Annotated in this window: 18 protein-coding genes and 2 tRNA genes; 11 read left to right on the forward strand and 9 right to left on the reverse strand. The window is 75.3% G+C overall.

What is annotated here, in order from left to right; all coding sequences use genetic code 11:
* Positions 1-6: 6 nt before the first annotated feature.
* Positions 7-651 carry a histidine phosphatase family protein gene (locus ABWK59_RS12740; protein ID WP_354640596.1) on the reverse strand — a complete coding sequence of 215 codons (645 nt, stop codon included), beginning with the start codon at positions 649-651 and terminating at the stop codon, positions 7-9.
* Between the two features lie 150 nt (positions 652-801).
* Positions 802-1,278, reverse strand: a complete 477-nt coding sequence (locus ABWK59_RS12745; RefSeq protein WP_354640598.1) for a helix-turn-helix domain-containing protein — start codon at positions 1,276-1,278, stop codon at positions 802-804.
* A gap of 92 nt (positions 1,279-1,370) precedes the next feature.
* Between ABWK59_RS12745 and ABWK59_RS12750 the strand changes: the two genes are divergently transcribed.
* The 7 genes from ABWK59_RS12750 to ABWK59_RS12780 all read left to right on the forward strand — a co-directional run bounded on the left by ABWK59_RS12750 (position 1,371) and on the right by ABWK59_RS12780 (position 8,143).
* Positions 1,371-2,201: an alpha/beta fold hydrolase gene (locus ABWK59_RS12750; protein ID WP_354640600.1), complete on the forward strand. Its 831-nt coding sequence runs from the start codon at positions 1,371-1,373 to the stop codon at positions 2,199-2,201.
* 103 nt (positions 2,202-2,304) lie between these two features.
* Positions 2,305-3,534 (forward strand): hypothetical protein, encoded by a 1,230-nt coding sequence (locus ABWK59_RS12755; protein WP_354640602.1) that lies wholly within the window; start codon positions 2,305-2,307, stop codon positions 3,532-3,534.
* Positions 3,531-5,156 carry a hypothetical protein gene (locus tag ABWK59_RS12760; RefSeq protein ID WP_354640604.1) on the forward strand — a complete coding sequence of 542 codons (1,626 nt, stop codon included), beginning with the start codon at positions 3,531-3,533 and terminating at the stop codon, positions 5,154-5,156. Before ABWK59_RS12755 ends, ABWK59_RS12760 begins: the two co-directional genes overlap by 4 nt.
* 23 nt (positions 5,157-5,179) lie before the next feature.
* Complete coding sequence (locus ABWK59_RS12765; protein ID WP_354644931.1) at positions 5,180-6,568, forward strand: AAA domain-containing protein; 1,389 nt, start codon at positions 5,180-5,182, stop codon at positions 6,566-6,568.
* 220 nt (positions 6,569-6,788) lie between these two features.
* Positions 6,789-7,190: a hypothetical protein gene (locus tag ABWK59_RS12770; RefSeq protein ID WP_354640606.1), complete on the forward strand. Its 402-nt coding sequence runs from the start codon at positions 6,789-6,791 to the stop codon at positions 7,188-7,190.
* Between the two features lie 228 nt (positions 7,191-7,418).
* Positions 7,419-8,051 carry a bifunctional DNA primase/polymerase gene (locus ABWK59_RS12775; RefSeq protein WP_354640608.1) on the forward strand — a complete coding sequence of 211 codons (633 nt, stop codon included), beginning with the start codon at positions 7,419-7,421 and terminating at the stop codon, positions 8,049-8,051.
* An 18-nt stretch (positions 8,052-8,069) separates the two neighbouring features.
* Positions 8,070-8,143, forward strand: a tRNA-Lys gene (locus ABWK59_RS12780).
* Between the two features lie 156 nt (positions 8,144-8,299).
* Here ABWK59_RS12780 and pgi read toward each other — a convergent pair.
* Both pgi and ABWK59_RS12790 read right to left on the reverse strand, forming a co-directional pair.
* On the reverse strand, positions 8,300-9,961 hold the full coding sequence (gene pgi, locus ABWK59_RS12785) for a glucose-6-phosphate isomerase (protein ID WP_354640610.1): 1,662 nt from the start codon (positions 9,959-9,961) through the stop codon (positions 8,300-8,302).
* 146 nt (positions 9,962-10,107) lie between these two features.
* On the reverse strand, positions 10,108-11,691 hold the full coding sequence (locus tag ABWK59_RS12790) for a Na+/H+ antiporter (protein WP_354640612.1): 1,584 nt from the start codon (positions 11,689-11,691) through the stop codon (positions 10,108-10,110).
* A 138-nt stretch (positions 11,692-11,829) separates the two neighbouring features.
* Here ABWK59_RS12790 and ABWK59_RS12795 point away from each other — a divergent pair, with 138 nt between their 5' ends.
* Positions 11,830-12,717 carry an alcohol dehydrogenase catalytic domain-containing protein gene (locus tag ABWK59_RS12795; RefSeq protein ID WP_354640614.1) on the forward strand — a complete coding sequence of 296 codons (888 nt, stop codon included), beginning with the start codon at positions 11,830-11,832 and terminating at the stop codon, positions 12,715-12,717.
* 40 nt (positions 12,718-12,757) lie between these two features.
* Positions 12,758-12,831 (forward strand) — tRNA-Lys (locus ABWK59_RS12800).
* 47 nt (positions 12,832-12,878) lie between these two features.
* Here the strand turns inward: ABWK59_RS12800 and ABWK59_RS12805 are convergent.
* Positions 12,879-13,256 carry a VOC family protein gene (locus ABWK59_RS12805; protein ID WP_354640616.1) on the reverse strand — a complete coding sequence of 126 codons (378 nt, stop codon included), beginning with the start codon at positions 13,254-13,256 and terminating at the stop codon, positions 12,879-12,881.
* Positions 13,257-13,377: 121 nt separating this feature from the next.
* Positions 13,378-15,018, reverse strand: coding sequence for a chitinase (locus ABWK59_RS12810; protein WP_354640618.1), 1,641 nt, complete (start codon positions 15,016-15,018; stop codon positions 13,378-13,380).
* Between the two features lie 250 nt (positions 15,019-15,268).
* Here ABWK59_RS12810 and ABWK59_RS12815 point away from each other — a divergent pair, with 250 nt between their 5' ends.
* Positions 15,269-18,481: a S41 family peptidase gene (locus tag ABWK59_RS12815; protein WP_354640620.1), complete on the forward strand. Its 3,213-nt coding sequence runs from the start codon at positions 15,269-15,271 to the stop codon at positions 18,479-18,481.
* Between the two features lie 232 nt (positions 18,482-18,713).
* Here the strand turns inward: ABWK59_RS12815 and ABWK59_RS12820 are convergent, their stop codons facing one another.
* Together ABWK59_RS12820 and ABWK59_RS12825 are read right to left on the reverse strand one after the other, a co-directional pair.
* Positions 18,714-18,926 (reverse strand): hypothetical protein, encoded by a 213-nt coding sequence (locus tag ABWK59_RS12820; protein ID WP_354640622.1) that lies wholly within the window; start codon positions 18,924-18,926, stop codon positions 18,714-18,716.
* Positions 18,927-18,996: 70 nt separating this feature from the next.
* A complete protein-coding gene (locus ABWK59_RS12825; RefSeq protein ID WP_354640624.1) occupies positions 18,997-19,188 on the reverse strand; it encodes a hypothetical protein in 192 nt (63 codons plus the stop codon).
* 274 nt (positions 19,189-19,462) lie between these two features.
* On the opposite strand from ABWK59_RS12825, the gene ABWK59_RS12830 reads away from it, so the two are divergent.
* Positions 19,463-22,096, forward strand: coding sequence for an iron-containing alcohol dehydrogenase (locus tag ABWK59_RS12830; protein WP_354640625.1), 2,634 nt, complete (start codon positions 19,463-19,465; stop codon positions 22,094-22,096).
* A 48-nt stretch (positions 22,097-22,144) separates the two neighbouring features.
* Here ABWK59_RS12830 and ABWK59_RS12835 read toward each other — a convergent pair whose 3' ends face one another.
* Positions 22,145-24,199: a phosphocholine-specific phospholipase C gene (locus tag ABWK59_RS12835; RefSeq protein WP_354640627.1), complete on the reverse strand. Its 2,055-nt coding sequence runs from the start codon at positions 24,197-24,199 to the stop codon at positions 22,145-22,147.
* Between the last annotated feature and the right edge of the window lie 99 nt (positions 24,200-24,298).

A 24,298-nucleotide genomic window follows, 5' to 3' on the forward strand; every position in this document is an offset into this window, starting at 1 on the left:
CCCGGCTCAGACGCGGGCGAGGTGGCCGTGGTCGTTCCAGATCTCGACGGCCGGCAGCCCGTACTCCCAGGAGAGCACCGAGAGCGAGGCCGGGCCGAGCTTGAACCGCTGGGCGTACTCGGGCGGGAGGCCGAGCCAGCGGGCGGTGAGGATGCGCAGCAGGTGGCCGTGGGCGAAGACCACCACGTCGTGGTCGGCCGAGTGCATGGTGGTGGTGGCGGCGTGCGGGATGCCGTGCAGGTCGTGGATCTCGGCGATGATGCCGTCGGCGCGGGCGCCGACCTCGGAGAGCTTCTCGCCGCCGGGGACGCCGTCCCGCCAGATCAGCCAGCCGGGTTCGTCGGTGGCGCGGATGTCCTCGCCGGTGCGGCCCTCGTAGCGGCCGTAGTCCCACTCCATCAGCTCGGGGCGCTCGATGGCGCGGTCGCCGAGGCCGGCCAGTTCGCAGGTCTCCCGGGCGCGGGAGAGCGGGCTGGTGAGCACGGTGGCGCCGGGCAGGCCGTTCCAGGGGGCGGCGGCCAGCCGGGTGCCCAGGGCGCGGGCCATGGCGCGGCCCTCCTCGGTGAGCGGAACGTCGGTGCGTCCGGTGTGGCGGCCGGTGGCGGACCAGGAGGTCTCGCCGTGGCGGACGAGCACGATGCGGGCGGGCATGGGTGTCTCCTCGTGACGGGGGTTCGCAGTGGCCGGGCTCGCCATTGAGGACCGGCGACCATGATCCCGCACCCCGTGGCCTCCCGCCCCTCCCACGGTCCGGCCCCCGGGGCCCGGCCCACCCGGCCCGGGCCGCCCGCGCCGGACGACTCAGCCGCGGGCGTCCCGCAGGCGGCGGACGGAGGCCGGGGTGAGGTGGCGGCCGAGGACGTCCAGGGCGGCGAGGACCTCGGCGAGGGCCCGCGGGTCCTCGGTGTCGAGGGCGGCGGCGAGGTGCGGGTCGATCGGCGCGGCGGCGGCCCGGGCGGAGCGCTCGGAGACCTCGGCGGCCTTGCGGACCAGGGAGCGCCGCCGGTCGGCCGGGTCGGCGGCGGTGACCACCGAGCCGGCCTCGCGCAGCCGGGCCACGCAGCCGGAGACCTGGCTCTGCGGCAGGCCGGTCCGGGCGGCGATCTCGCCGACGGCGCTGTCGGGGTGCTCGATGACGTCGCTCAGCACGATCAGCACGGCCCGGGTGCCGGCGGCCCCGGTACCGGCGGCCTGCGGGCCGAGCCCGTCGGTCGGGACGGCCTGCTCGCCGATCTTCATCAGGGTCCGGCCCAGCAGGAAGAGTTCGAGTCCGTTCACGGCACGACGGTACACCGGAACATCGAAAGAGATGCATCGGAAAATAATGCATCTATCTTGATGTATCTCATCTGATGCAATACGGTGGAGCCATGACGACGACGAACCTGCTGACCGTCCCCGGCACCCGCCTCCACTACCGCGTCACCGGCTCGGGCCCGCTGCTGCTGATCGCGCAGAGCGGGGAGGGCGACGCCGACCGCGGCCGCGACCTCACCGAGCGGCTGGCCGCCGACTTCACCGTGGTCACCTACGACCGCCGCGGCCTCCACCGCAGCGTCCCCGACGACCCCGCCCGGCCGGTCGACATGGCCACCCACGCCGAGGACGTCCACCACCTGCTGGCCGCCCTGACGGACCGTCCGGCGCTGATGCTCGGCTGCAGCTTCGGCGCGGCGATCGGCCTCCAGCTGGCGCTGCGCCGGCCCGGCCGGCTGGCCGCCCTGATCGCCCACGAGCCGGCCGCGCCCGAGCTGCTCCCGGCCGGCGAGCGCGCGGACACCGAGCGCCGGCTGCGCGAGGTCCAGCGCACCTACCGCGAGGAGGGCTGGCAGCCGGCCGTCCGGGCGGTCACCGCCCTGCTCGGCATCACCCCCGACCACCAGGAGACCGAGCCGGAGGTCCGGCCCGAGCCGTTCACCGAGGCCCGCCGGGCCGCCTTCGAGGGCTTCCTCACCCGGGACGTGGACACCGTCCTGAGCGGCACCCTCACCCGCGCCGACCTCGCCGCGCTGGCGGCCGGCCCGACCCGGATCGTCCCGGCCGCCGGCCGCACCACCCCGCGCGAGGTGTTCGACTACCGCTGCGCCGAGGTCACCGCGGCCGGACTGGGCACCGGACTCGCCGAGTTCCCCGGCGGCCACAACGGCAACCTCACCCACCCCGCCGCCTTCGCCGACCAGGTCCGCGCCCACCTCGCCTGACCACCCCCGGACTGGGGAGCGATCCCCGAACCCCCGCCCCGGACGGCCGGTTCGCCCGGCGGAACCCCGTTTGTCGGTGGCGGATGCAACACTGGGCCGCACCATGAACGTCTTGATCCCCGGGCCCGCGGAGTCGCCGGCGCAGCGGCTCTCCGAACTGCGCGGCCGCGTCCCGCAGCGCAGTCTCGACGCCCGCGCCCTCGCCGCGCTCGCCGCCAATCCCGGCTGCCGCCGCCGCGCCCTGCTCGACGCCGCCGGGGTCGACAAGGCCGCCGTGGCCCAGCGGCTCGGCCGCCCCGCGCCGTTCGGTCAGTCACCGTTCGCCATCGTCCGCGGCAACGTCTTCGAGGCCCGGCTCAAGGAGGACGGGTACGCGGCCCTGCTCGGCCCGCTCCGCCGCCACCTGGGCCTGCCCGCCGAGGGGGCCGCCCCGCCCGCGGTGCCGGATCTGCTGCACCGCTCCACCCCGGCGGTCCGGGCCGACCGCACCCGCGAGGCGCTCGCCGCCGCGGCCGCCGATCCGGACGGCTGGACGCTGCTGGACCATCCGATGCTGCGGCTCACCGTGGCCGGCAGCCCGGCCTACCTGGAGCCGGACGCCCTGGTGGTGCACGGCGGGCGCTGCACGGTGGTGGAGATCAAGTCCTTCCCGGTGCTGGACGGCTCGGCCGATCCGGCCAAGGTCGGCGCCGCCGCCCGGCAGGCCGCGGTGTACGTCCTGGCCCTGCAGGAGACGGCGGCCGAGCTGGCCGGGGCGGCGGTCGTCCGGGGGCCGTACGCGGAGCAGGAGCTGCCCGGCAGCCCGGCGCTCTCCATGCTGCTGGTCTGTCCGAAGGACTTCTCCTCCGGCCCCACCGCCGCGCTGGTGGACGTCCGGCGGGAGCTGGCCACCACCCGCCGCCAGCTGTCCCGGATGACCGGCATCGACCGGCTGCTGGCCGCCGTCCCGCCCGGGACGACCTTCGACCTCGCCCCGGACGACAGCGGCATCCCCACCCGCCCCACCGAGGAGCTGGCCGCGGCGGTGGACACCGTCCCCGCCGCCTACAGCCCGGACTGCCTCTCCACCTGCGAGCTCGGCTTCCACTGCCGGTTCCAGGCCCGCTGCGCCGACGCGGTGGAGCAGCTGGGCCGCGGGGTGCGCGGCGAGCTGGGCTCGATCCGGACGGTCGCCGAGGCGCTGGACGCGGCCGAGGGCCGCCGGGAGCCAGGCGGCACCCGGGGCGCGGCGGACGCCCCGGATCCGGCGGACGACGGCGCCGAGGCCGCCACCCGGCTGGCGTACGCGGCGCTGCTGCGGGACGAGGCGCTGGCGGCCGGGGGTGCCGGGTGAGCCTGCTGACCACGCTGGCCCGGTTGCGGGCGGTGCGCGGCGGGCGGGCCGAGCCGCTGACCACGGTCCGGCACCGGCACCTGTCGGAGCGGCCGATGGTGGTCGTCCCGCTGGCGGCGGCCGGTGAGTCGGGCGCGCCGCTGGCGGTGCTGCTGGGCACCGACCGCCGGGCCCCGCGGCTGCACCTGGTGCCGCAGCCGCTCAACCGCACCCAGCGGTTCGACTTCCTCGCCGCGTTCGCCGCCGACCTGCTGCCGTACGTGCAGTCCTTCGGCGACGAGGTGGAGCACCTGGAGGGTTCCGAGCGGGATCCGGAGACCGGCGAGAAGGTGCCGGTGGTCCGGGAGCTCTGTGCGGACGCGCCGCAGCTGATCGTGCCCAATCCGGGCGCGGTGGAGCACCTGGCGGTGCTCGGCCGCTCCACCCGGTTCCGGCGGACGGCCGAGGATCCCGATCCGGGGCCGTACCCGGCACCCCCGCAGGTGCCGCTGCTGGGCCGCTGGCTGACCCACCTGACCGAGCGGGCCCAGGTGCCCGGGTCCTGCATGCTGCTGCCGATGACCAGCCTGCTGGCCCGGCACTGGGCCACCGGCCAGAGCCACCTGGAGGACCAGCACCTGGCCGCCCAGCTGGCCTGGCACTTCCCCGCGCCGGGCCTGTCCGGGGCGCGGTCCGCCGAGCTGGCCGAGACCGAGCGGGACGCGGAGGGCCGGCTGGTGCACCCGCCGGCCGGCCCGGCCACCGACCCGCGGTTCGACGAGAAGGTGCTGGCCCCGGCGATCTCCCGGCACGACGCCGCGGTGGCGGCACTGCGGTCGGCCGGGCCGGGCCCCTCCGACCGGGCCGGGCAGCAGGCCGCGGAGCTGCTGGTCAAGGACGCCCGGGAGCGGCTGGCCTCGGCGCTGGAGTCGGCCCTGCTGCCGACCTGGGAGGACGTCTGGCGCGGCCTGGACCTGCTGCGCTCGCTGCCCGCGGCCGGGCACCTGGCCGAGCGCTGGGAGGGTGACCGCTGGTCGTACACCGGCCACCGGGACCGGGTCGCCGCCGGTGAGCCCCCGCAGCCCCGGCGGGACGACGCGGTGACCGCCGCCCGCAAGCTGGCCCAGCGCGAGCGCGAGCAGGTCCGGCTGGACATCCAGGAGGCGCTGGACGATCCGCTGGTGATGGCCGAGCACCGGCTGGCCGGGGAGGCGTTCAGCGGCGAGGTGGTCGAGGTGGCGCTGGAGTACGACACCTCGGGCCGCTCGCCCAAGCCGCGCCCGCTGGTCACGGTGCGGACGCCGGACCGGCCGCACGCCGATCCGGGCCGCGAGGTGCACCGGGCCTGGGGGGCGCCCCGGGCGGAGGGGCAGGGTGGCGGGGCGGCGCAGCGGGCCGTGGTGGTGGCGGCCGATCCGGCCGAGGGCACGGTGACGGTCCGGGTGGTGTCCGGGATGGGCCGGCGCAGGGAGCCGGAGCCCGGCAGCCTGCCCGAGCCCGGGGAGACGGTGACCTTCACCCTGTTCGAGCTGACGCCGCGCCAGTCCGCGCCGCTGCCGGAGCCGGACGACACCCCGTGGACGCACGGCGGACCTCCGGGCGCCGACCAGGCTTCATCCGGCGGCCCCGACGAGTGGGAATGACCTGCGACATGACCGTTCATCAGATGTTCCCGCAGGGCGGCACCCCGCCGTTCGCCGGCCCCGCCGACCTCCCGCCCGGTGCGGCGGCGGACGCGGCGGTGGCGGCGATCCTGGAGGCCGCGGTGCGCCCGGCGCCCGGGGATCCGCGGGGTGTGGTGGTGGACTCCCCGCCCGGCGCGGGGAAGTCCACGCTGGTGGTCCGGGCCGCGCGGGAGCTGGTCGCGGCCGGCGAGCGGCTGATGATCGTCGCCCAGACGAACAGTCAGGTCGACGACCTGGTGGACCGGCTGGCCGAGAAGGGGCCGGAGCTGTCCATCGGCCGGCTGCACGCGAGCGACTCCCGGCCGGCCCCGGAGGCGCTGCGGCATCCCGGGGTGACCGCCTCGGAGAAGGTCGCCGACCTGCTGGAGCAGGACGTGGTGATCTCCACCGCGGCCAAGTGGCAGTGGGTGAAGGCCGAGGCGCCCTGGCGGCACGCGATCGTGGACGAGGCGTACCAGATGCGCTCGGACGCGCTGCTGGCGGTGGCCCGGCTGTTCGAGCGGGCGCTGTTCGTCGGCGACCCGGGCCAGTTGGACCCGTTCACGGTGGTCGGCACCGAGCAGTGGGCCGGGCTGTCGTACGACCCGTCCGGCAGTGCGGTGGTGACGCTGCTGGCGCACAACCCGGCGATCCGCCCGCACCGGCTGCCGGTGTCCTGGCGGCTGCCGGCCTCGGCGGCGCCGCTGGTCTCGGCGGCGTTCTACCCGTACACGCCGTTCCGTTCGGGGACGGGTCCGGGCGACCGGCGGCTGACGGCCTCGGTGCGGCCGGACGGCTCGGCGGTGGACGCGGCGATCGACGAGGCGGCGGAGCACGGCTGGGCGCTGCTGGAGCTGCCGGCCCGGCACACGGTCCGGACGGATCCGCAGGCGGTGGCGGCCGTGGCGGCCACCGTGCGGCGACTGCTGGACCGGGGGCTGACCGCGCACTCCGAGCAGGGCGAGGCGCCGCTCACCCCGGGCCGGATCGCCGTGGGCACGGCCCACCGGGACCAGGCGGCCGCGGTCCGGGCCGCGCTGACGGGCCTCGGGGTGCCGGTGGATCCGGCGGCCGGCCCGGCCGTGACGGTGGACACCGCCAACCGGCTGCAGGGCCGGGAGTACGACGTCACGGTGGTGCTGCACCCGCTGTCCGGCCGGCCGGACGCGACGGCGTTCCACCTGGAGACCGGCCGGCTGTGCGTGCTGGCCTCGCGGCACCGGCACGCCTGCATCGTGGTCGCCCGGGCCGGGATCGCCGAGCTGCTGGACGAGCACCCGTCGGCCGAGCCGGTGCAGCTGGGGGTGGCGGTGAAGTTCCCGGACGGCTGGGAGGCCAACCACGCGGTGCTGGCGCACCTGGCCGAGCACCGGGTCCGGCTGGGCGGCTGAGGCGACGGGCCGGCGGCGGTGCCCCGCGGCCGCGCGGGGGCGTGGGGCGGCGTCCGCCGAGGTGAAGGAGGACGCCGGGGCGTGCGACGGGCGTCCCACCACCGCCTGCGGGAATAGGGATCGGTACCCGACCGTTCCGCTACCGGCGGTCGCCGCGTGACAATGGACGACGGCCACGCACCGTCTCCTCGTCCCCCCTCACCCTCGGAGGTGCCCCACCATGCCCGATCCCCAGTCGCCGGCGTCCGAGCAGGGCGGTCGTTCCGCACCGGCCGCCCAGGGCCCGGGCACCCCCGTCCGCCGGCTGCGGCCGGCCCAGCTGATCTTCGAGCCGCAGTCCGACGAGCCCGAGCCGGAGCGCTTCTTCGACCTGGAGAGCATCGAGGACCCGGGCGAACTGCTCCGCCGGTCCACCGAGTTGACCCTGGCCTTCCGGGCCGCGGCGGAGCGTGCCACCGACTACCAGGCGATCGCCGCCGCGCAGTTGGCCGATCCCAAGCGGTTCGACGCCCTCAGCCCGGCCGAGATCGGCTCCCGGGTGGAGTGGACGGCGGACTACGCGGCCCGCATGATCGAGTACGGCCGCGGCCTGCAGCGGCAGCGCAACAGCGGCGAGCACTGACCGCACCCGCCCCGGCACCGCCCGCACCACACCGGACCGCCCCGGACCGACCGCGACACCGCACCGCCGGTACCCCACCGGCGGCGGTCCGCGTGCCCGGATCCTCCGCGCACCCTCCGATCGCCAGTGGCATATGCGCGCGGGAAGGGTACGCCCTGCCGCCCCGCCCTGTCCGGTGAACGCCGCTTTCGCTCCGCCCGGTGTCCCGCGCGCGCCAGGCTGCTCCCCGTGGACATCTGGACGTATCAATCCGTGGAGTACGTCACGGTCGCCGGGGAGCTCTGGCTGGCCTCCGCCAGCGAGTACCCGCGCAGCATGCGGGCGCTGTGGGAGTCGCGCCCCTGGGCGCCGGCCGTACTGCCGTGCGGGCGGGTCTTCGACGTGATCAGCATGCCGTCGCTGTTCGGCCGCCGGGTGCTGGACGAGCTGTGGGCCTCCGGTCCCGGCTGCGGCCCGGTGGCCTCGTACCGGGGGCGGACCCTGCTGTTCGTCCAGCCGGGCGCGGCGGCCCGGCTGCGGACGCTGCTGGCCTGGGAGGAGTGGGCCCGGGACGTCCCGCCGCTGCTCTGCCACGGCCGGGGGGACGCGGTCACCGTGCCGCCGGTGCAGCGGATGCTGGACGCCCCGGACTCCCCCGGCCAGGGCGGCGGCCGCTGGATCGTCGCCCCGGACACCCGGGAGCCGTGGCTGCCGGGGGCCGCGGTGGTGCTCTGGGCCTGCGTCCGGGCGGCCCGCGGACGCGGCGGCTCGGCGGGTCCCCGGGTGCTCGGCGCGGCCGGGACGGGCGGTCCGGAGGGGGCGCAGCCGGCCGGTCCACAGGCGGCGGTATTCGATTTTGGTTCCGAGTGGGCCCCCTGCTAAGGTTTCCTCTGTCAGCAGGCGCCGCTAGCTCAGTTGGTTAGAGCAGCTGACTCTTAATCAGCGGGTCCGGGGTTCGAGTCCCTGGCGGCGCACAGACGGTCGAAGGCCCCTCGCGGAAGCGGGGGGCCTTCGGCGTTCCCCCGGCCGGATGCCCGGGGCCCGGAAACGGACGGGGCCCGGCCGGGTGCGGGGGTCCCCGTACCCGGCCGGGCCGACGCGATCAGCGCTCAGCGCTCATCGGTCGGCGGTCAGCGGTCGCGCAGCGTCCGGTAGGCGGCGACCAGGGCGGCCGTGGAGCCGTCCAGCGCCTCGGCGCCCTCGCCGGTCAGCAGCACCGGCTCGATCCGCCTGGCCAGCACCTTGCCGAGCTCCACGCCCCACTGGTCGAAGGAGTCGATGTTCCAGATCGCGCCCTGGACGAACACCTTGTGCTCGTACAGCGCGACCAGCTGGCCCAGCACGGACGGGGTGAGCTCGCCCGCCAGGATGGTGGTGGTCGGGTGGTTGCCGCGGAAGGTCTTGTGCGGCACCAGCTCGGCCGGGACACCCTCGGCGGCGACCTCCTCGGCGGTCTTGCCGAAGGCCAGCGCCTGGGTCTGGGCGAAGAAGTTGGCCATCAGCAGGTCGTGCTGCTCGGCCAGCCGGGGCGCCAGCTCGGCGACCGGGCGGGCGAAGCCGATGAAGTCGGCCGGGATGACCTTGGTGCCCTGGTGCAGCAGCTGGTAGTAGGCGTGCTGGCCGTTGGTGCCGGGGGTGCCCCAGACCACCGGGCCGGTCTGGTACGTCACCGGGCGGCCCTCGCGGTCCACCGACTTGCCGTTGGACTCCATGTCCAGCTGCTGCAGGTAGGCGGTGAACTTCGACAGGTAGTGGGAGTACGGCAGCACGGCGTGCGACTGGGCGTCGAAGAACGCGCCGTACCAGACGCCCAGCAGGCCGAGCAGCAGCGGGACGTTCTCCTCGGCGGGCGCGGTGCGGAAGTGCTCGTCCACCAGGTGGAAGCCGTCCAGCATGGCGCGGAAGTTCTCCGGGCCGATGGCGATCATCAGCGAGAGGCCGATCGCCGAGTCGAAGGAGTAGCGGCCGCCGACCCAGTCCCAGAACTCGAACATGTTGGCCACGTCGATGCCGAAGTCCGCCACGCCCCGGGCGTTGGTGGACAGCGCGACGAAGTGCTTGGCCACCGCGTCCTCGCCGGCGCCGAGCTGCGAGAGCAGCCAGCCCTTGGCGGAGACCGCGTTGGTGACGGTCTCGATGGTGGTGAAGGTCTTCGACGCGACGATGAACAGGGTCTCGGCCGCGTCCAGGCCGTGCAGGGCCTCGTGCAGGTCGGCGCCGTCCACGTTGGAGACGAACCGCACGGTCAGGTCGCGGTCGGTGTAGGGGCGGAGGACCTCGTAGGCCATGGCCGGGCCGAGGTCGGAACCGCCGATGCCGATGTTGACGATGGTGCGGATCCGCTTGCCGGTGTGGCCGGTCCAGGCGCCGCCGCGGACCCGGTCGGCGAAGGCGGCCATCCGGTCGAGCACGGCGTGCACGGCGGGGACGACGTTCTCGCCGTCCACCTCGACCACGGCGCCCCGCGGCGCGCGCAGCGCGGTGTGCAGCACGGCCCGGTCCTCGGTGATGTTGATCTTCTCGCCGCGGAACATGGCCTCGCGCAGCCCGGCGACCCCGGTCGCCTCGGCCAGCTCGCGCAGCAGGTCCAGGGTCCGGTCGGTCACCAGGTGCTTGGAGTAGTCCACCAGCAGGTCGCCGACCTGCAGGGTGTAGCGGGATCCGCGCTCGGGGTCGGCGGCGAACAGTTCGCGCAGGTGCTGCTCGCCGAGCTCCGCCCGGTGCTTGCCCAGCGCCGCCCACTGCGGGGTGCGGTCCAGCGGGGTGCGGCCGCCTGCGGGGGTCTCCGACATCGGTTGCTCCTCATGCGTCATCCGGATAGCGAGTACCGGCAGGCCGAGCGGGAGGGTGTGCGCGAGGTCCGGCGGTACAGGTGGTGCGTGCGCCGACTCCGTTGACGGCCTTGCCCGCAGGTCAGCCTATGCCTTCTGCCGGGCCGTCACTTGCGCGCCGACTGGAGGTCGAGCTGGCGCAGGACGTGGTCGGCGATCCCCGGATCGGCGCCCGCCTCGCTGCGGGCGGCCAGCACCTCGCGCCGGGAGGCGGCGATCATCTGCTGTTCGACCGCGAACGCCTCCCGCCACTGCACGCCGCGCTGCTTCGCCTCGGCGGCCTCCTCCTCCTCGTACCGCTCGGGGCAGAGCCGGGCGAGCCGGTCGTGCTGGCGCTCGCGGAGGCGCTCGACCAGTTCGGCGGGCAGCCGCTCCTGCTCCTCCAGTTCACCGAGTCGGACCAGTCCGGCCTTGGCGGCCCGCCACCACAGCTGGCGGACGGCCTGCTCGTGCAGGTCCTTGCCGGTGTCCAGACCGAGCAGCCGGACCATCCAGGGCAGGCTGAGGCCCTGGACCACCAGGGTGAACAGCACCACGCAGAAGGCGATGAAGACGATCTCCCCGCGGTCGGGGAAGGGCGAGCCGTCGGCGAGGGTGAGCGGGACGGCGAGGGCCAGCGCCACGGTGGCCACCCCGCGCATCCCGGACCACCACAGCACCACGGTCTCCTGCCAGCTGATCGGGGTGTCCTCCTCGTCGTCCCGGCGGAGCCGCCGGGAGATCCAGGCGGCCGGCAGCAGCCAGAGCAACCGGACCACCACCACGACGGCGATCACCACGGCGGCGTCCCCGAGCATCCCCGGCCAGCTGCCCTTCACGTCCGCCAGGACGGTGCTCAGCTCCAGCCCGATCAGGCCGAACGCCACCCCGGTGATCAGCGTCTCGACGATCTCCCAGAACGCGTTGCCCACCAGCCGGTACGCCACGTCGTCGGCGTCCGCCGCCCGGTCGGACAGGTAGAGCGCGCAGACCACCACGGCCAGCACGCCGGAGCCGTGCGCCTCCTCCGCCGCCACGTACGCGGCGAACGGGACCAGCAGGTTGAGCGCGACCTGCAGGGTCGGGTCGTCGAGGATCCCGGCGAGCCGGGCGTTGGCCCAGCCGAGCGCGACGCCGACCAGCACCGCGACCAGGGCGGAGAGCAGGAACCGCCACACCGCGTCCGCGGTGGAGAACGAGCCGTCCACCACCGCCTCCACGGCCAGCGAGTAGATGACGATCGCGGTGACGTCGTTGAACAGGCCCTCGCTCTCCAGGACCGAGACCAGCCGGCGCGGCAGGCCGACCTGCCCGGCCACGGCCACCGCCGCCACCGGGTCGGGCGGCGAGACCAGGGCGCCGAGCGCCACGGCGGCCGCCAGCGGCACGGCCGGTACCAGCCAGGAGACCACCCCGGCCACCACCGTGGTGGTGACGATCACCAGGGCCACCGCCAGCAGCAGGATGGAGCGGAGGTTGGCCCGGAAGTACTTCACCGTGGACCGTCGGGCGACCGCGAAGATCAGCGGCGGGAGCACCAGCGGGAGGATCAGGTCGGGGTCGACCTTGACGTTCGGGATCTGCGGGACCAGGGCCATCACCACGCCCAGCAGGGTCATCAGCACCGGCTGCGGCACACCCGTCCGGCGCGCCAGCGGCATGGTCACCACGGAGGCGAGCAGCACCAGGAAGAGCAGTGACAGCTGGGCCACGTCGGCGTTCCCCTTCTCGACTTCCGAGCGGCGTCCACGCGGTGCGGGGTGCGGGCCCCGGTTCGCCGGATCAGCATAAGTGTGACCAATCATCGGCCCGACCCGGCACGCCGGGCCCGCCGGAGGGGAGGACCGCCCATGCTGGCAGCGGCGTTCGCCGGCCCCGCGCGGCCCGATCCCACGCGAACCGACCCCGGCGGGACCCGGCCGGAGCCGGTGCCGATGGCGGCGCAGGAGCGGGAACGGGAACAGGAGCTGGAGCCGCTGCCGCGGCCGGTCGAGCTGGGTGTGCCGCGTCCCGGTCCGGGCCAGGTGCTGATCCAGGTGCGGGCGGTCTGCGTGCTGCCGGGGACGCCGGTGCCGCCCGGCCCGTACCCGGCGGTGCCCGGCGGCGGCGTGGCCGGGGTGGTGGCGCAGCTCGGCGCGGGCTCCTACGGCTGGGAGGTCGGCGACCGGGTGCTGGGCTGGTGCGGGGCGGGCGCCTGGGCGCAGTACGCGGCGGTGCCGGGCGACCGGCTGGCCACCCGGCCGGACGGGCTGCCGTGGACGGCGGCCTGTGTGCTGGGCGGTGCGGCGCTGGTGGCGGAGAGCGCGCTCCAGGAGCGGGGGGTGGGGCCGGGCGGGCGGTTGCTGGTGCTGGGCGCGGCCTCCGGGCCGGGGGCGCTCGGGGTGCAGTTGGCCCACGCCCGCGGTGCGGCGGTGCTGGCCGTGGCGGCGCCCCGGCACCACGCCCGGCTGCGGGCGCTGGGCGCCGTCCCGGTGTCGCCCGCGAGGGCCGGGGCCACGGCGAGCGGTGCGGTGCTGGACTGCTCGCGGCTCGCCGGCCCGCCGGTTCCGGTCTCCGCGGAGCGGCTGGACGAGCTGGTGGAGTTCTGGGCGGAGGGGCGGCTGCGGGTGGACGTCGCGGCGGTCCTGCCGCTGGAGCACGCGGGCGAGGCGCGGCGGCTGGCCCGCTCGGGCCGGGTGTGGGGCAGCGTGCTGCTCGCCCCGGCCTCCGGTCGGCCGCGGACCGGGGGCGGATTATGAGAATCGGCCGCTGACCAGGTAATGTTCTCTTCGTCAGCAGGCGCCGCTAGCTCAGTTGGTTAGAGCAGCTGACTCTTAATCAGCGGGTCCGGGGTTCGAGTCCCTGGCGGCGCACAGACGGTCGGAGGGCCTCTCGCGGAAGCGGGAGGCCCTCCGGCGTTTCACAGCTCCTGGACGAGGCAGAGGATGTTCCCCTCGCTGTCCTTGAACCAGGCGCCGCGCATGGTGTCCGACTCCACCACCCCGTCGACGGTCTTGATCCCGGGCAGGTCGTACTCCTCGAAGGTCACGCCGCGCGACCGGAGGGCGGACATCTCGGCGTCGAGGTCGCCCACCTTCCAACTGGCCAGGGTGTGCTCGGCCTGGCCGCCGTACGGGGTCTCGTAGACGCCGAACTGGGTGCCGCCGCCACAGTCGAAGCGGACGTCCTCCTCGGTGTCCTTGACGATCTTCAGTCCCAGGGTCTCGGTGTAGAAGCGCTTCGCCCGTGCCATGTCCGCGACCGGGAGGATCGCGATGATGGGTGAGTCCGTCAGCATTCCGACCACCTCCTGCTTCCAGGCTAGGCAGCCGCGGGGGAAAGGCACTACCGAGCCGGCCGGGGACCGGGGGGCCGGCCGCCGCGGGGGCGGCCGGCCCGGGGTGTCCGGGGCCGGGGGGTCAGCCGAAGTAGCCGTCGAAGTTGCGGGAGAACTCGCGGCCGCCGAACCGGTCCCAGTTGATCGACCAGGTCATCAGGCCGCGCAGGCCGGGCTGGGCGCCGCTGCGCGGCAGGTAGCCGCCGCAGTTGACGGCCCTGGTCAGGCAGTCGAGGGCCTTGTTGACCTCGGCCGGGGCGATGTAGCCGTTCCCGGCGTTGACCGTGGCGGGCATGCCGATGGCCACCTGGGAGGGGGCGAGCGGCGGGAAGACGTTGGCGGTGTTCCCGGCTACCGGGAAGCCCTTGAGCAGCATGTCGGTCATCGCCACGTGGAAGTCGGCGCCGCCCATGGAGTGGTACTGGTTGTCCAGGCCCATGATCGACCCGGAGTTGTAGTCCTGGACGTGCAGCAGGGTGAGGTCGCCGCGCAGGGCGTGGATGACCGGCAGGTAGGCGCCGGCCCGCGGGTCCTGCCCGCCCCAGGGGCCGGAGCCGTAGTACTGGTAGCCGAGTTGGACGAAGAAGGTCTCCGGGGCCATGGTCAGCACGAAGTCCTTGCCGTACCTGGCCTTGAGGGTCTTCAGCGCGGAGATCAGGTTGACGATCACCGGGGTGGTCGGGTTGCGGAAGTCGGTGTCGCCGGTGGCCAGCGACAGCGAGTGGCCCTCGAAGTCGATGTCCAGGCCGTTCAGGCCCCAGCGGTCGATGATCGCGGAGACCGAGCTGACGAAGGCGTCCCGGGCGGCGGTGGTGGTGAGCTGGACCTGGCCGTTCTGGCCGCCGATCGAGATCAGCACCTTCTTGCCCTGGGCCTGCTTGGCGGCGATGGCGGCCTTGAACTCGGCGTCGGACTCGACGCCCGGGCACTCGGCGGCCGGACAGCGGTTGAACCGGATGTCACCGGAGGTGACGGAGGTGGGCTCGCCGAAGGAGAGGTCGATGACGTCCCAGGAGTCCGGGATGTCGGCGACCCGGGTGTAGCCGGCGCCGTTGGCGAAGCTGGCGTGCAGGTAACCCACCAGGGCGTGGGCGGGCAGTCCGCCGCCGGGCGGCGTGGTCGGCGGCTGGGACGTGGGGGGCTGCGAGGTCGGCGGCTGGGAGGTGGGCGGCTGCGACGTCGGCGGCTGGGAGGTCGGCGGGGTGGTGGGCGCGCCGGGTCCGTCCAGCGAGACGTCGTCCGCGTGGTAGGTGCCCTGGCCGTACCAGCCGTGGGTGTAGACCGTCGCACTGGTCTGGCCCGCGCCGGTGGTGAAGGAGACGGTCAGCTTCTGGTACCCGCCGCCGGTGCCGGGCGTCCAGGTGGAGGCGCCGCCGTTCACGCCGAGGTACACGTAGCTGCCCTTGACCCAGGCGCTCAGGGTGTACGCGGTGTTGGGGGCCACCGCGACGGTCTGCGAGCACTGGGCGCTGTCGCTCGCCGAGGCGGCGCCGGCGAGCGCGTAGGCGCCGGTGCGGGCCTGGCCGGTGACCACGCTGCCGGTGGATCCGGTGCAGCTCCAGGGGGCGAGCGAGCCGCTCTCGAAGCCGCCGTTGGCCAGGAACTCGCCGGCCGTGGCGGAGGGGGCCAGGCCGAAGCTGACGGCGACCGCGCCGGCCGCCGCGACGGCCCAGGCGGTACCGGCGGCGAGCAGGCGCCGGCGGGATGTTCGGGGAGTGCGCATGTGGGGATGCTCCTGCCTCTGATGGGGGGTCGGTCCGCAGCCGTGTGGGGTCGGCCGGGCGCGCGCCGCCGCACCGGCGCGCACCTGAGTTGGACTAGACCACTGAAGCGAACCCGGCCGAGCGCTGTCAATGCATCCGGTGCACCGGCGATCTGGCGGACCGCCGGCCGGCCGGCCCCGCGGCACCGGCCCGAGGCCGCCCGGGGCACCCGTCGGGCTCCGGTTGCGGGCCCCTCCGGGCGGTCGAAGCATGGGAGGCGTGACCGCGCCCGGCTACCTCAGGTACCCCCATCTGCGCGGCGGGCTGCTCACCTTCACCGCCGAGGACGACGTCTGGGCCGCACCGCTGGCGGAGGACGGCACGGTCGGCCGGGCCTGGCGGATCAGCTGCGACCGCACCCGGGTGAGCCACCCCCGGCTCTCCCCCGACGGCTCCACCGTCGCCTGGACCAGCTGGCAGCCGCTCACCCCGGAGGTGCTCACCGCCCCGGTGGCCGGCGGCGAGTCGGCCCGGCTCACCTACTGGGGCAGCTACGACACCCGGGTCCGCGGCTGGCTGCCGAACGGCGAGGTCCTGGCGGTCACCTCGTACCACGAGCCGTTCGCCCACTACACCTGGGCGTACGAGCTGCCGCCGGACGGCTCGCCGGGCCGCCGGCTGCCCTGGGGACCGGTGGCCGACGCCCAGGTGAGCCGGGAGCACACCGTGATGCTGACCGCCGCCGCACCCCACGAGCCGGCCGCCTGGAAGCGCTACCGCGGCGGCGCCACCGGCAAGCTCTGGCTCGACCACGCACCGCTGCCGACCGGCCACCGCGGACACCTCTCCTCCCCGATGGTGGTGGGCGACCGGATCGCCTACCTCTCCGACCACGAGGGCGTCGCCAACCTCTACTCCTGCCGCCTGGACGGCACCGACCTGCGCCGGCACACCGACCACGCCTCCTACTACGCCCGCGAGGCCTCCGGCGACGGCACCCGGATCGTCTACCAGCACGCCGGCGACCTGTGGCTGCTGGAGAGCCTGGACGCCCCCGCGCCGCGCCGGCTGGAGGTCCCGCTCGGCGGCTCCCGGGCCGGCCGGCGCCCGTACCAGGTGAGCGCCGCGCTGCACGTCAAGGACCTCGCCTGCGACACCACCGGCCGGGCCGGGGTGCTCAACGTGCGCGGCAGCCTGTACTGGCTGACCCACCGCGACGGGCCGGCCCGGGTGCTGGCCGACACCCCGGGGGTCCGGGCCCGGCTGCCGGTGCTGCTCGGCCACACCGGGCAGGTCGCCTGGATCGGCGACGCCGAGGGCGCCGACGGGATCGAGCTGGCCCCGCTGCCCGCCCGGGACGGCTCCTCCTCCCCGGGCAGACGGCTGGCCGCCGGACGGATCGGCCGGGTCCAGGAACTCTCCGCCTCACCGGACGGCCGGCACCTGGCGGTGGCCGCCTCCGACGGCCGGCTGCTGCTCGTCGGCACCGAGGACGGCACGGTGACGACCGTCGCCGACTCCCGGTACGGGCCGGTCAGCAGCCCGGCCTTCTCCCCCGACTCGCAGTGGCTGACCTGGTCGCAGCCGGTGGCCGGGCGCTCCCTGCGGGCGATCCAGCTGGCCCGGGTCCAGGCCCCGGAGCGCACGATCGACGTCACCGGCGGCCGGTTCGAGGACGAGCACCCGGTCTTCACCCGCGACGGCCGGTTCCTGGTGTTCCTGTCCTGGCGCGGCTTCGACCCCGTGCACGACGTCCACACCGGGGACATGTCCTTCCCGCTCGGCTGCCGCCCCTACCTGGTGCCCCTGGCCGCGGACACCCCGTCGCCGTTCGCCGCCCCGGTGGAGGGCCGCCCGCCGGTCGGGGTGGACCGCGACGAGGCCGCCGGCGACGGCACGGTGCGGGTGGACGAGGAGGGGCTGACCAAGCGGCTGGTCCCCTTCCCGGTGATCGCCTCCAAGTACTCCGCCACCGCGGCCGTGCGCGGCGGCGTGGTGTGGCTGCGCTGGCCGATCTCCGGCGCCCTCGGCCAGACCTTCGCCAGCCCCGAGGACACCTCCGGCCGCCCGGCGCTGGAGTACTTCGACCTGGCCCGAGGCAACCGCAGCACCCTGGTCGACCAGTTGGACGGCTACGCGGTCTCCGGCGACGGCAGCGCCGTCTCGGTGTTCTCGGCCGGCACGCTCAAGCTGTACCCGCTGGCCGGCCCGACCTCGCCCGTCCCGGTGGACCTGCGGCGGATCACCCACACCGTGCACCCCGCCGCCGAGTGGCGGCAGTCGTACCACGAGGCGGCCCGGATCGTCCGCGACCAGTTCTGGGACGCCGACATGTGCGGCCTCGACTGGCCCGAGCTGGTGGCCCAGTACGAACCGCTGCTCGACCGGATCGCCTCCCCGGACGACTTCGCCGACCTGCTCCGCGAACTGCTCGGCGAACTCGGGACTTCCCACGCGTACGTCACCCCGTCGCGGCGCGGCGAGGGCCCCGCCCTCGCCCAGCAGCCGCTCGGCCTCCTCGGCGCCAACGCCCACCGCGAACCGGACGGCCGCTGGCTGGTCACCCGGATCCTGCCCGGCGAGTCCTCCGACCCCAAGGCCCGCGCCCCGCTGGCCGGTTACGGCCTGCAGAGCGGCGACGAGCTGCTCGCCGTGGACGGCCGCCCGCCGGACCCGGTCCGCGGCCCCGCCCCGCTGCTGGCCGGCACCGGCGGCACCACCGTCGAACTGACCGTCCGCAGCCGCGGCGCGCTCCGCAGGATCGCGGTCACCCCGCTCTCCGACGAACGGCCGATCCGCTACCAGGACTGGGTCGCCAAACGGCGCAAGCTGGTCCGGGAGTTCAGCAACGGCGTCTGCGGCTACCTGCACATCCCCGACCTCGGCGGCTCCGGCTGGGCCCAGTTCAACCGGGACCTGCGCAGCGAACTCGCCAAGCCCGCCCTGGTCCTGGACGTCCGCGGCAACGCCGGCGGCAACGTCTCCGAACTGGTCCTGGAGAAGCTCCACCGCCGGGTCCTGGCCTGGGACTTCACCCGCGGCCGGCAACCCGTCCGGTGGCCCAGGGACGCACCCCGCGGACCGGTGGTCGCCCTCGCCGACCACGCCACCAGCTCGGACGGCGACGTGATCATCGCCGCGATCAAGCTGCTGGGGCTGGGGCCGGTGATGGGGACCCGCACCTGGGGCGGGGTGGTCGGGATGACCGGACGCCACGCGCTCGGGGACGGCACCCAGATCTCGGTCCCCAAGAACGCCTCCTGGTTCACCGGCGGGATCGGCTTCTCCGTGGAGAACCACGGCGTGGAGCCGGACATCGAGGTGGAGCGGACCCCGCACGAGTGGGCCCGCGGCGAGCACACCGAACTCACCGCCGCCGTCGAGCTCGCCCTCTCCCTCCTCGCCGACCACCCCGAAGCCGCACCCCCACCCCCCGACACCCCCCGCCCCGACCTCCGCCGCCCACCCCTCCCACCCCGCTGAACGGATTCCCCGGGAGAGCGGGGCGCCCGAAGCCAGGCAGAGGGCTGGCCACTCACTCAGGGGCGCGGGGAACTGCGCGAAACGGAAGGTACGGCACCGTACGCCGCCCCCACGAGGGCAAGTTGCACGTGCCGCGATCTTCCCGAGCGGCGATGGTCGCTCGCGCAGTTCCACGCGCCCCTGGTGGGTGCACCCTGGCGCGTGTCCGTGGTGCACCCCGGTGCGTTGTCCGTCAGTCCCAGGGGTCGCCCTCGGCGGTCATGTCGGCGGCGGCTCGGCGGTCCTGTTCGTCCCTGTCCGCCGCCTTCTGCTCGGCCGCCTGGTCGCGGACCCGTTCGGTCTGGTCGCCGAACGCGTCGGCCGCCTCGTCGTGGGCGAGTGCGGCCCGGTCCGCAGGACTCTCGGTCTCGTGCGCCTTCGCCCGGAACCTGTCGAAGATGCCCATGTCTCCTCCTCAGGGGTGGGCCTGTCCCATCTGTCACGGTACGCCCACGGAGCGCGGGTGACCCCACCACTCACCAGGGCCCCTCGGTCTCCTCCCACCGCCGCTCGAGTCGGTTCTCCGACACCTGCTCCTCGCCGGTGTCCCGAGACCGCTCGGCCTCCCGGTCGGCCGCTCCGGCCGCGTCGGTCTTCTCGGCGAGCTCGGCCTTCGCCCGGTCGGCGAGTTCCCGGGCCTTGTCCTTGAACCGGTCCATGTCGCCCATGTCTCCTCCTCGGGTGGCTCGGGGACGGGCTCCGACCAATCTGGCACCGGCCCCCGACCCCTGCACCTCGGAGGGCCTCTCACCCGGACGGCGCAGCGCCGCCCGCCGCCGCCGGAACCGTCCGCAGCCGTACGACATCGGGCCGACCGGGGTCGGGCCGGGACGGGCGGGGTGCGGCGGGCGTGGCCGTCGCGGGCGGGAGCGGCCGAGGGTGGGGGTGTCAGACCGTCCGGCCGCGTCGCCGGACGGCCCACGCACCCCTGCGAGGTGGAGGATGACACCCCAGCACACCGAACCGTCCGACCGACCGTCCGAGCGACCGGCCGAGCGACCGGCCCCGAAGCCGGCGGACCGTACCGCGGAGGCGGTCGCCGCCGTGGTGGCCAACGCCCTGCGGGCCCTGCGGGAGTACGACGGCTTCACGCAGGAGAAGGTGGACCGGATCGTGCGGAAGGCGGCGCTGGCGGCGCTGGCCGCGCACGTCCGGCTGGCCGCGCTGGCGGTGGAGGAGACCGGCCGGGGCGTGCTGGAGGACCAGGCGGCGGAGAACCGGTTCGCCTGCGAGCGGGTGGCCCGGGGTATGGCGGGCGTGCGGACGGTGGGCGTGGTCCGGCGGGACGAGCTGGACGGGATCGTGGAGATCGCCGACCCGGTCGGCGTCGTGGCCGCGCTGACCCCGGCCGCCGGTCCGACCGCGACCGTGCTGTTCCAGGCGCTGATCGCGTTGAAGACCCGCAACCCGGTGGTGTTCTCCTTCCATCCCGGCGCCCCCCGCTGTTCGGCCGAGGCGGCCAGGACGGTCCGGGACGCGGCGGTGGCGGCGGGCGCGCCGGCGTCCTGCGTGCAGTGGGTCGAGCCGGCGTCGGCGGCGGCCGGCGCGCTGACCCGGCATCCGGACGTGGCGCTGGTGCTGGCCACCGGCGATCCGGCCGCCGTCCGGGCCGCGTACGGCTGCGGGAAGCCGGCGCTGGGCGCGGAGCCGGGCAACGTCCCGGCGTACCTGGAGCGGAGCGCGGACCTGGCGCGGGCGGTGAACGACGTGGTGCTGTCGCGGGCGTTCGACCACGGGCTGGCCCCGGCCGCCGAGCAGACGGTGATCCTGGACGCCGCCGTCCACGAGCGGGCGCTGGCGGGGTTCCGGGCGCTCGGCGGACACCTGGTGGACGCCGGGGAGAAGGCGCTGCTGGAGCGGTACCTGTTCGGGGACCCCCATGGCCCCGGCGACGACCCGGGCGGGGTGAACCCGGCGGCGGTCGGGCGGTCGGCGGCGGAGGTGGCGGCGGCGGCCGGGTTCGAGGTGCCGGCGGGCACCACGGTGCTGCTCGCGGAGGTCGCCGGGGTGGGCGACGGGGAGCCGCTGACCCGGGTCAAGCCCTGCCCGGTGCTGGCGGTGTTGCGGGCCGCGAGCCGGTCGAGGGCGCTGCGCTGGGCGGCCGAGCTGGTGGAGCTCGGCGGGGGCGGGGCGGCGGTGGTGCACACCGAGGACGAGGCGTTCGCCGAGGAGTTCGGGCTGGCGGTGCGGGCGGGCCGGGTGGTCTGGAACGCGCCGGGGGCGCAGGGCGCCGCCGGGGGCCGGTACAACGCGCTGCCGCCCGCCCTCGGGCCGGGCGGCGGCTGCTCGGGCCCGGCGGCGGTCCGGGCGGACCGGCTGCTGAACCTGCGGCGGCTCGCCCGCCGCGACGGCGGCACCCGGCGGTTCGCGGCGCCGCCGGCGATCCTCTTCGAGCGCGGCGCGGTCCGGGCCCTGGCCGAGCTGCCCGGGGCCCGCCGGATCGTGCTGGTGACCGACCGGGCGGCGGTGGAGCAGGGCCGGCTGGAGCGGGTGCGGGAGGTGCTGGACCGCCGGGCGGACCCGGTCGCGGTCCGGGTGGTCGACACGGTGGAGCCGGAGCCGAGCGTGGAGACGGTGGAGCGCGGCGCCGAGCTGATGCGCGCCTTCGCCCCGGACACCGTGATCGCGCTGGGCGGCCGGGCTCCGATGGACGCGGCCAAGGCGATGTGGCTGCTGTACGCGCACCCGGAGGCCGAGTTCGCCGACCCGGGCGGCACCCTGGGCGCGGGGCTCACGGGCGGTGGCCGGGCCCGGCTGGTCTGCGTGCCCACGGCCTCCGGTACGGGGGGTGAGGTGGCGCCGTTCGCCGAGGTCACCGACCCGGAGAGCGGCCGCAGGTACCCGCTGGCCGACCCGGCGCTGACCCCGGACCTGGCGGTGGTGGACCCGGCGCTCACCGCCGACCGGCCCGGCCCGGCCGTCGCCGAGGCGGCCTTCGCGGCACTGGCCCGCTGCGTCGAGGCGTGGATCTCGGTGGACGCCAACGACTTCACCGACGGCCTGGCCCGGCAGGGTGCCCTGCTGGTGGTGGAGCACCTGCCCGCGGCGCTCGCCGACGGCCCGGACGGCCGGGCGGCCCGCGACCGGCTGCACCACGCCGGGACGATCGCCGGGCTGGCCCTGGGCTCCGCCTCGCTGGGGGCCGTGCACGCGCTGGCACACACCCTGGCCCCGGCCCTCCACCTGCCGTACGGCCGGGTCTGCGCGCTGCTGCTGCCGCCGGTGGTCCGGCACGCCGGGGCGGCCCCGGCCCGGGTCACCGGCCGGGCCGGGTACCCGGTGTACGTGGCGCCGGAGCGTCTGGCGGCCCTGGCCCGGACGCTGGCGCTGCCCGCCGGCACCCCGGAGCAGGGCGTGGAGTCGCTGGCCGGGGCGGTGGAGGAGCTCCGCGAGCGGGCCGGGCTGCCGCGCTCGCTCAAGCTCGCCGGGGTGGAGGAGTCCGCCTTCCTGGAGGCGCTGCCGCGGTACGCCCTGGGGGCGTTGGAGGACCGGTGCGCCCCCGGCAGCCCGCGACGGCTGCTGCTGGCGGACCTGGAGCGGCTGCTGCGCCGGGCGTACTACGGGGACCGGGCCTGAGCCCGGCCCCCGGGCAGGTACGGCTACCCCGCCCCGAGCGGGCGAGTATCAGCCGCTGATGCTGGCCTGGCCGGTCTCCAGGTGGCCGGTGAAGCGCTGGGACCAGCTCGGGTCGTTGTCGGCGGTGATCGTGAAGTCGTACCAGCCGTTGCTGTAGGCGACCGCGTTGAAGAAGTCGCTGGTCTCGCCGCCGGCCGGCACCTGGTACGTCCAGGGGCCGTCGCCGCGGTACTGGTTGGCGGTGACGGTGAAGGTCACCGGCGCGGCCGAGGCGTTGGCCATCCTGAACCAGACGGCCGGCTTGCCGGTGGTCGGCGCGGTGGCGTAGCTCGCCGTCACGGTCAGGCTCTTGCCGGGCTTGGTGGCGTCGCCCCGGAAGCGGCGCAGGAAGCGGTTGGGGCCGACCACGCTCAGGTCGTAGGGGCCGCCGCCGAAGCCGGTGCCGCAGTTGAAGAAGTCGCTCTGGGTGCCGCCCGCGTCCAGCGTGTACTGCCAGGGGCCGCCCGAGCGGTAGGCGTTGGCGTAGGCGGCGAGGTGGGTGGCGGCGGTGCCCTGGTTGGTCATGGAGATCCAGACCTTCATCACCCCGCCGGAGCCGAACTCCAGGTGGTCGAGATTGGCGTGCGGCTGGTACGGCAGGGCGCGGGCCGGGCGGGTGCCGGGCTCCTGGAGCGGCAGCTTGTTGTCCACCGGCGCCGGGTTGGGCAGCGGGCCGCAGGTGGACATGCCGACCACGGCGCCGGCGGTGTCGGGCAGCGCGGGCATGCCGTACACCGGGTTGGCGAAGTCGAACATGCCGGTGAGGTCGCCGCAGACCTTGCGGCGCCAGTCGCTGATGTTGACGCACTGCGCGGGCTTGCCGACGGCGGCGGTCCACTTCTCCAGGAAGCGCAGCACGGAGGTGTGGTCGGAGACCTCGGAGCTGACCCAGCCGCCGCGGGTCCAGGGCGAGATGGCGATCATCGGGACGCGGAAGCCGAGGCCGATGTTGGTGCCGTTGTAGAACTCGCCCGGGGTGCCGGCGGGCGCGGCCGGCGGCGGGACGTGGTCGAAGAAGCCGTCGTTCTCGTCGTAGTTGAGGAACAGGACGGTGGAGTCGAAGACGGCCGGGTCGGCGTTGAGCGCGTTCATCACGTTGTGGACGAAGTGGGCGCCGTCGGCCGGGGTGGCGTAGGGGTGTTCGGAGACCTCCTGGTTGGGGACGATCCAGGAGACCTGGGGCAGGGTGCCGGCCAGCACGTCGGCCTTGATGGCGGCGACGATGTCGTCCGGGGTTCTCCCGGTGACCTTGGGGACGGAGGCCATGCCCTTGGCGGCCAGCGGGCTGCCGGCCGGGGCGGAGCTGAACTGGCTGAAGTAGGCCAGCGCGTTGTCGCCGTAGTTGTCGGCGGCGTTCTGGTAGACCTTCCAGCTCACGCCCGCGTTCTCCAGCGCCTCGGCGTAGGTCTGCCAGCGCAGGTTCTTCTCGTCGCCGCCGTCGTAGGCGGGTCCCCCGGCCTTGGCGTCCGGGTCGATCTGGCCGCTCCAGTGGTAGGTGCGGTTGGGGCCGGTGGCGCTGATGACGGAGCAGAAGTACGCGTCGTTGACGGTCCAGTTGTCGGCGAGCGCGTAGTGGAAGGGGATGTCCGCCCGGGTGAGGTAGCCGAGGGTGCGGACGTTGCCCTTGGCCGCGACCCAGGAGTCCAGCTTGCCGTTGTTCCAGGCGCGGTGCTGGTCGGACCAGCCGTGGGCGAGGTCGCCGTTGCACTGGGCGAGGCGCTCGGGGTCGGCGCCGCCGGCCGGCTTGGTCAGGCTGAACTGCCAGGGGTACTGCCGGCCGAGGAGGTTGGGCTGGTTGAACACGCTGTATCCGCCGGCGATCTGGATCGCGGCGCGGTCGCCGAAGCCCCGGACGCCCTTCAGCATGCCGAAGTAGTGGTCGAAGCTGCGGTTCTCCTGCATGAGGATCACGATGTGCTTGGCGTCCACCAGGGTGCCGGTGGCGTTCGCCGCCGCGGCCGCCGCCGGGGTGGCGGCGGGGCCCACGCCGCCTCCCGCCACCGCCGCGCCCGCCGCCGCGCTCGCCGAGAGCGCCATGAACTTCCTACGACTCAGAGCCGCCATCTGACCCGTCCGTCCCTTCGAGGATGGGGGCGTCGCCCGCACAGGTTGTGTGGACAACACCGAACGCCGTGCATCCTGGCCCAGGGTCCGGGTGGGTGG

This window comes from Kitasatospora sp. HUAS MG31 (genome assembly GCF_040571325.1).
GTDB classification, from domain to species: Bacteria; Actinomycetota; Actinomycetes; order Streptomycetales; family Streptomycetaceae; genus Kitasatospora; species Kitasatospora camelliae.

Coding starts and splice junctions, on each gene's coding strand:
- ABWK59_RS12795 (WP_354640614.1), top strand. CDS start 11,830: ATGCTGGCAGCGGCGTTCGCCGGCCCCGCGCGGCCCGATCCCACGCGA.
- ABWK59_RS12825 (WP_354640624.1), bottom strand. CDS start 19,188: ATGGGCGACATGGACCGGTTCAAGGACAAGGCCCGGGAACTCGCCGAC.
- ABWK59_RS12805 (WP_354640616.1), bottom strand. CDS start 13,256: ATGCTGACGGACTCACCCATCATCGCGATCCTCCCGGTCGCGGACATG.
- ABWK59_RS12740 (WP_354640596.1), bottom strand. CDS start 651: ATGCCCGCCCGCATCGTGCTCGTCCGCCACGGCGAGACCTCCTGGTCC.
- ABWK59_RS12820 (WP_354640622.1), bottom strand. CDS start 18,926: ATGGGCATCTTCGACAGGTTCCGGGCGAAGGCGCACGAGACCGAGAGT.
- ABWK59_RS12815 (WP_354640620.1), top strand. CDS start 15,269: ATGGGAGGCGTGACCGCGCCCGGCTACCTCAGGTACCCCCATCTGCGC.
- ABWK59_RS12765 (WP_354644931.1), top strand. CDS start 5,180: ATGTTCCCGCAGGGCGGCACCCCGCCGTTCGCCGGCCCCGCCGACCTC.
- ABWK59_RS12835 (WP_354640627.1), bottom strand. CDS start 24,199: ATGGCGGCTCTGAGTCGTAGGAAGTTCATGGCGCTCTCGGCGAGCGCG.
- ABWK59_RS12810 (WP_354640618.1), bottom strand. CDS start 15,018: ATGCGCACTCCCCGAACATCCCGCCGGCGCCTGCTCGCCGCCGGTACC.
- ABWK59_RS12770 (WP_354640606.1), top strand. CDS start 6,789: ATGCCCGATCCCCAGTCGCCGGCGTCCGAGCAGGGCGGTCGTTCCGCA.
- ABWK59_RS12830 (WP_354640625.1), top strand. CDS start 19,463: ATGACACCCCAGCACACCGAACCGTCCGACCGACCGTCCGAGCGACCG.
- pgi (WP_354640610.1), bottom strand. CDS start 9,961: ATGTCGGAGACCCCCGCAGGCGGCCGCACCCCGCTGGACCGCACCCCG.
- ABWK59_RS12750 (WP_354640600.1), top strand. CDS start 1,371: ATGACGACGACGAACCTGCTGACCGTCCCCGGCACCCGCCTCCACTAC.
- ABWK59_RS12755 (WP_354640602.1), top strand. CDS start 2,305: ATGAACGTCTTGATCCCCGGGCCCGCGGAGTCGCCGGCGCAGCGGCTC.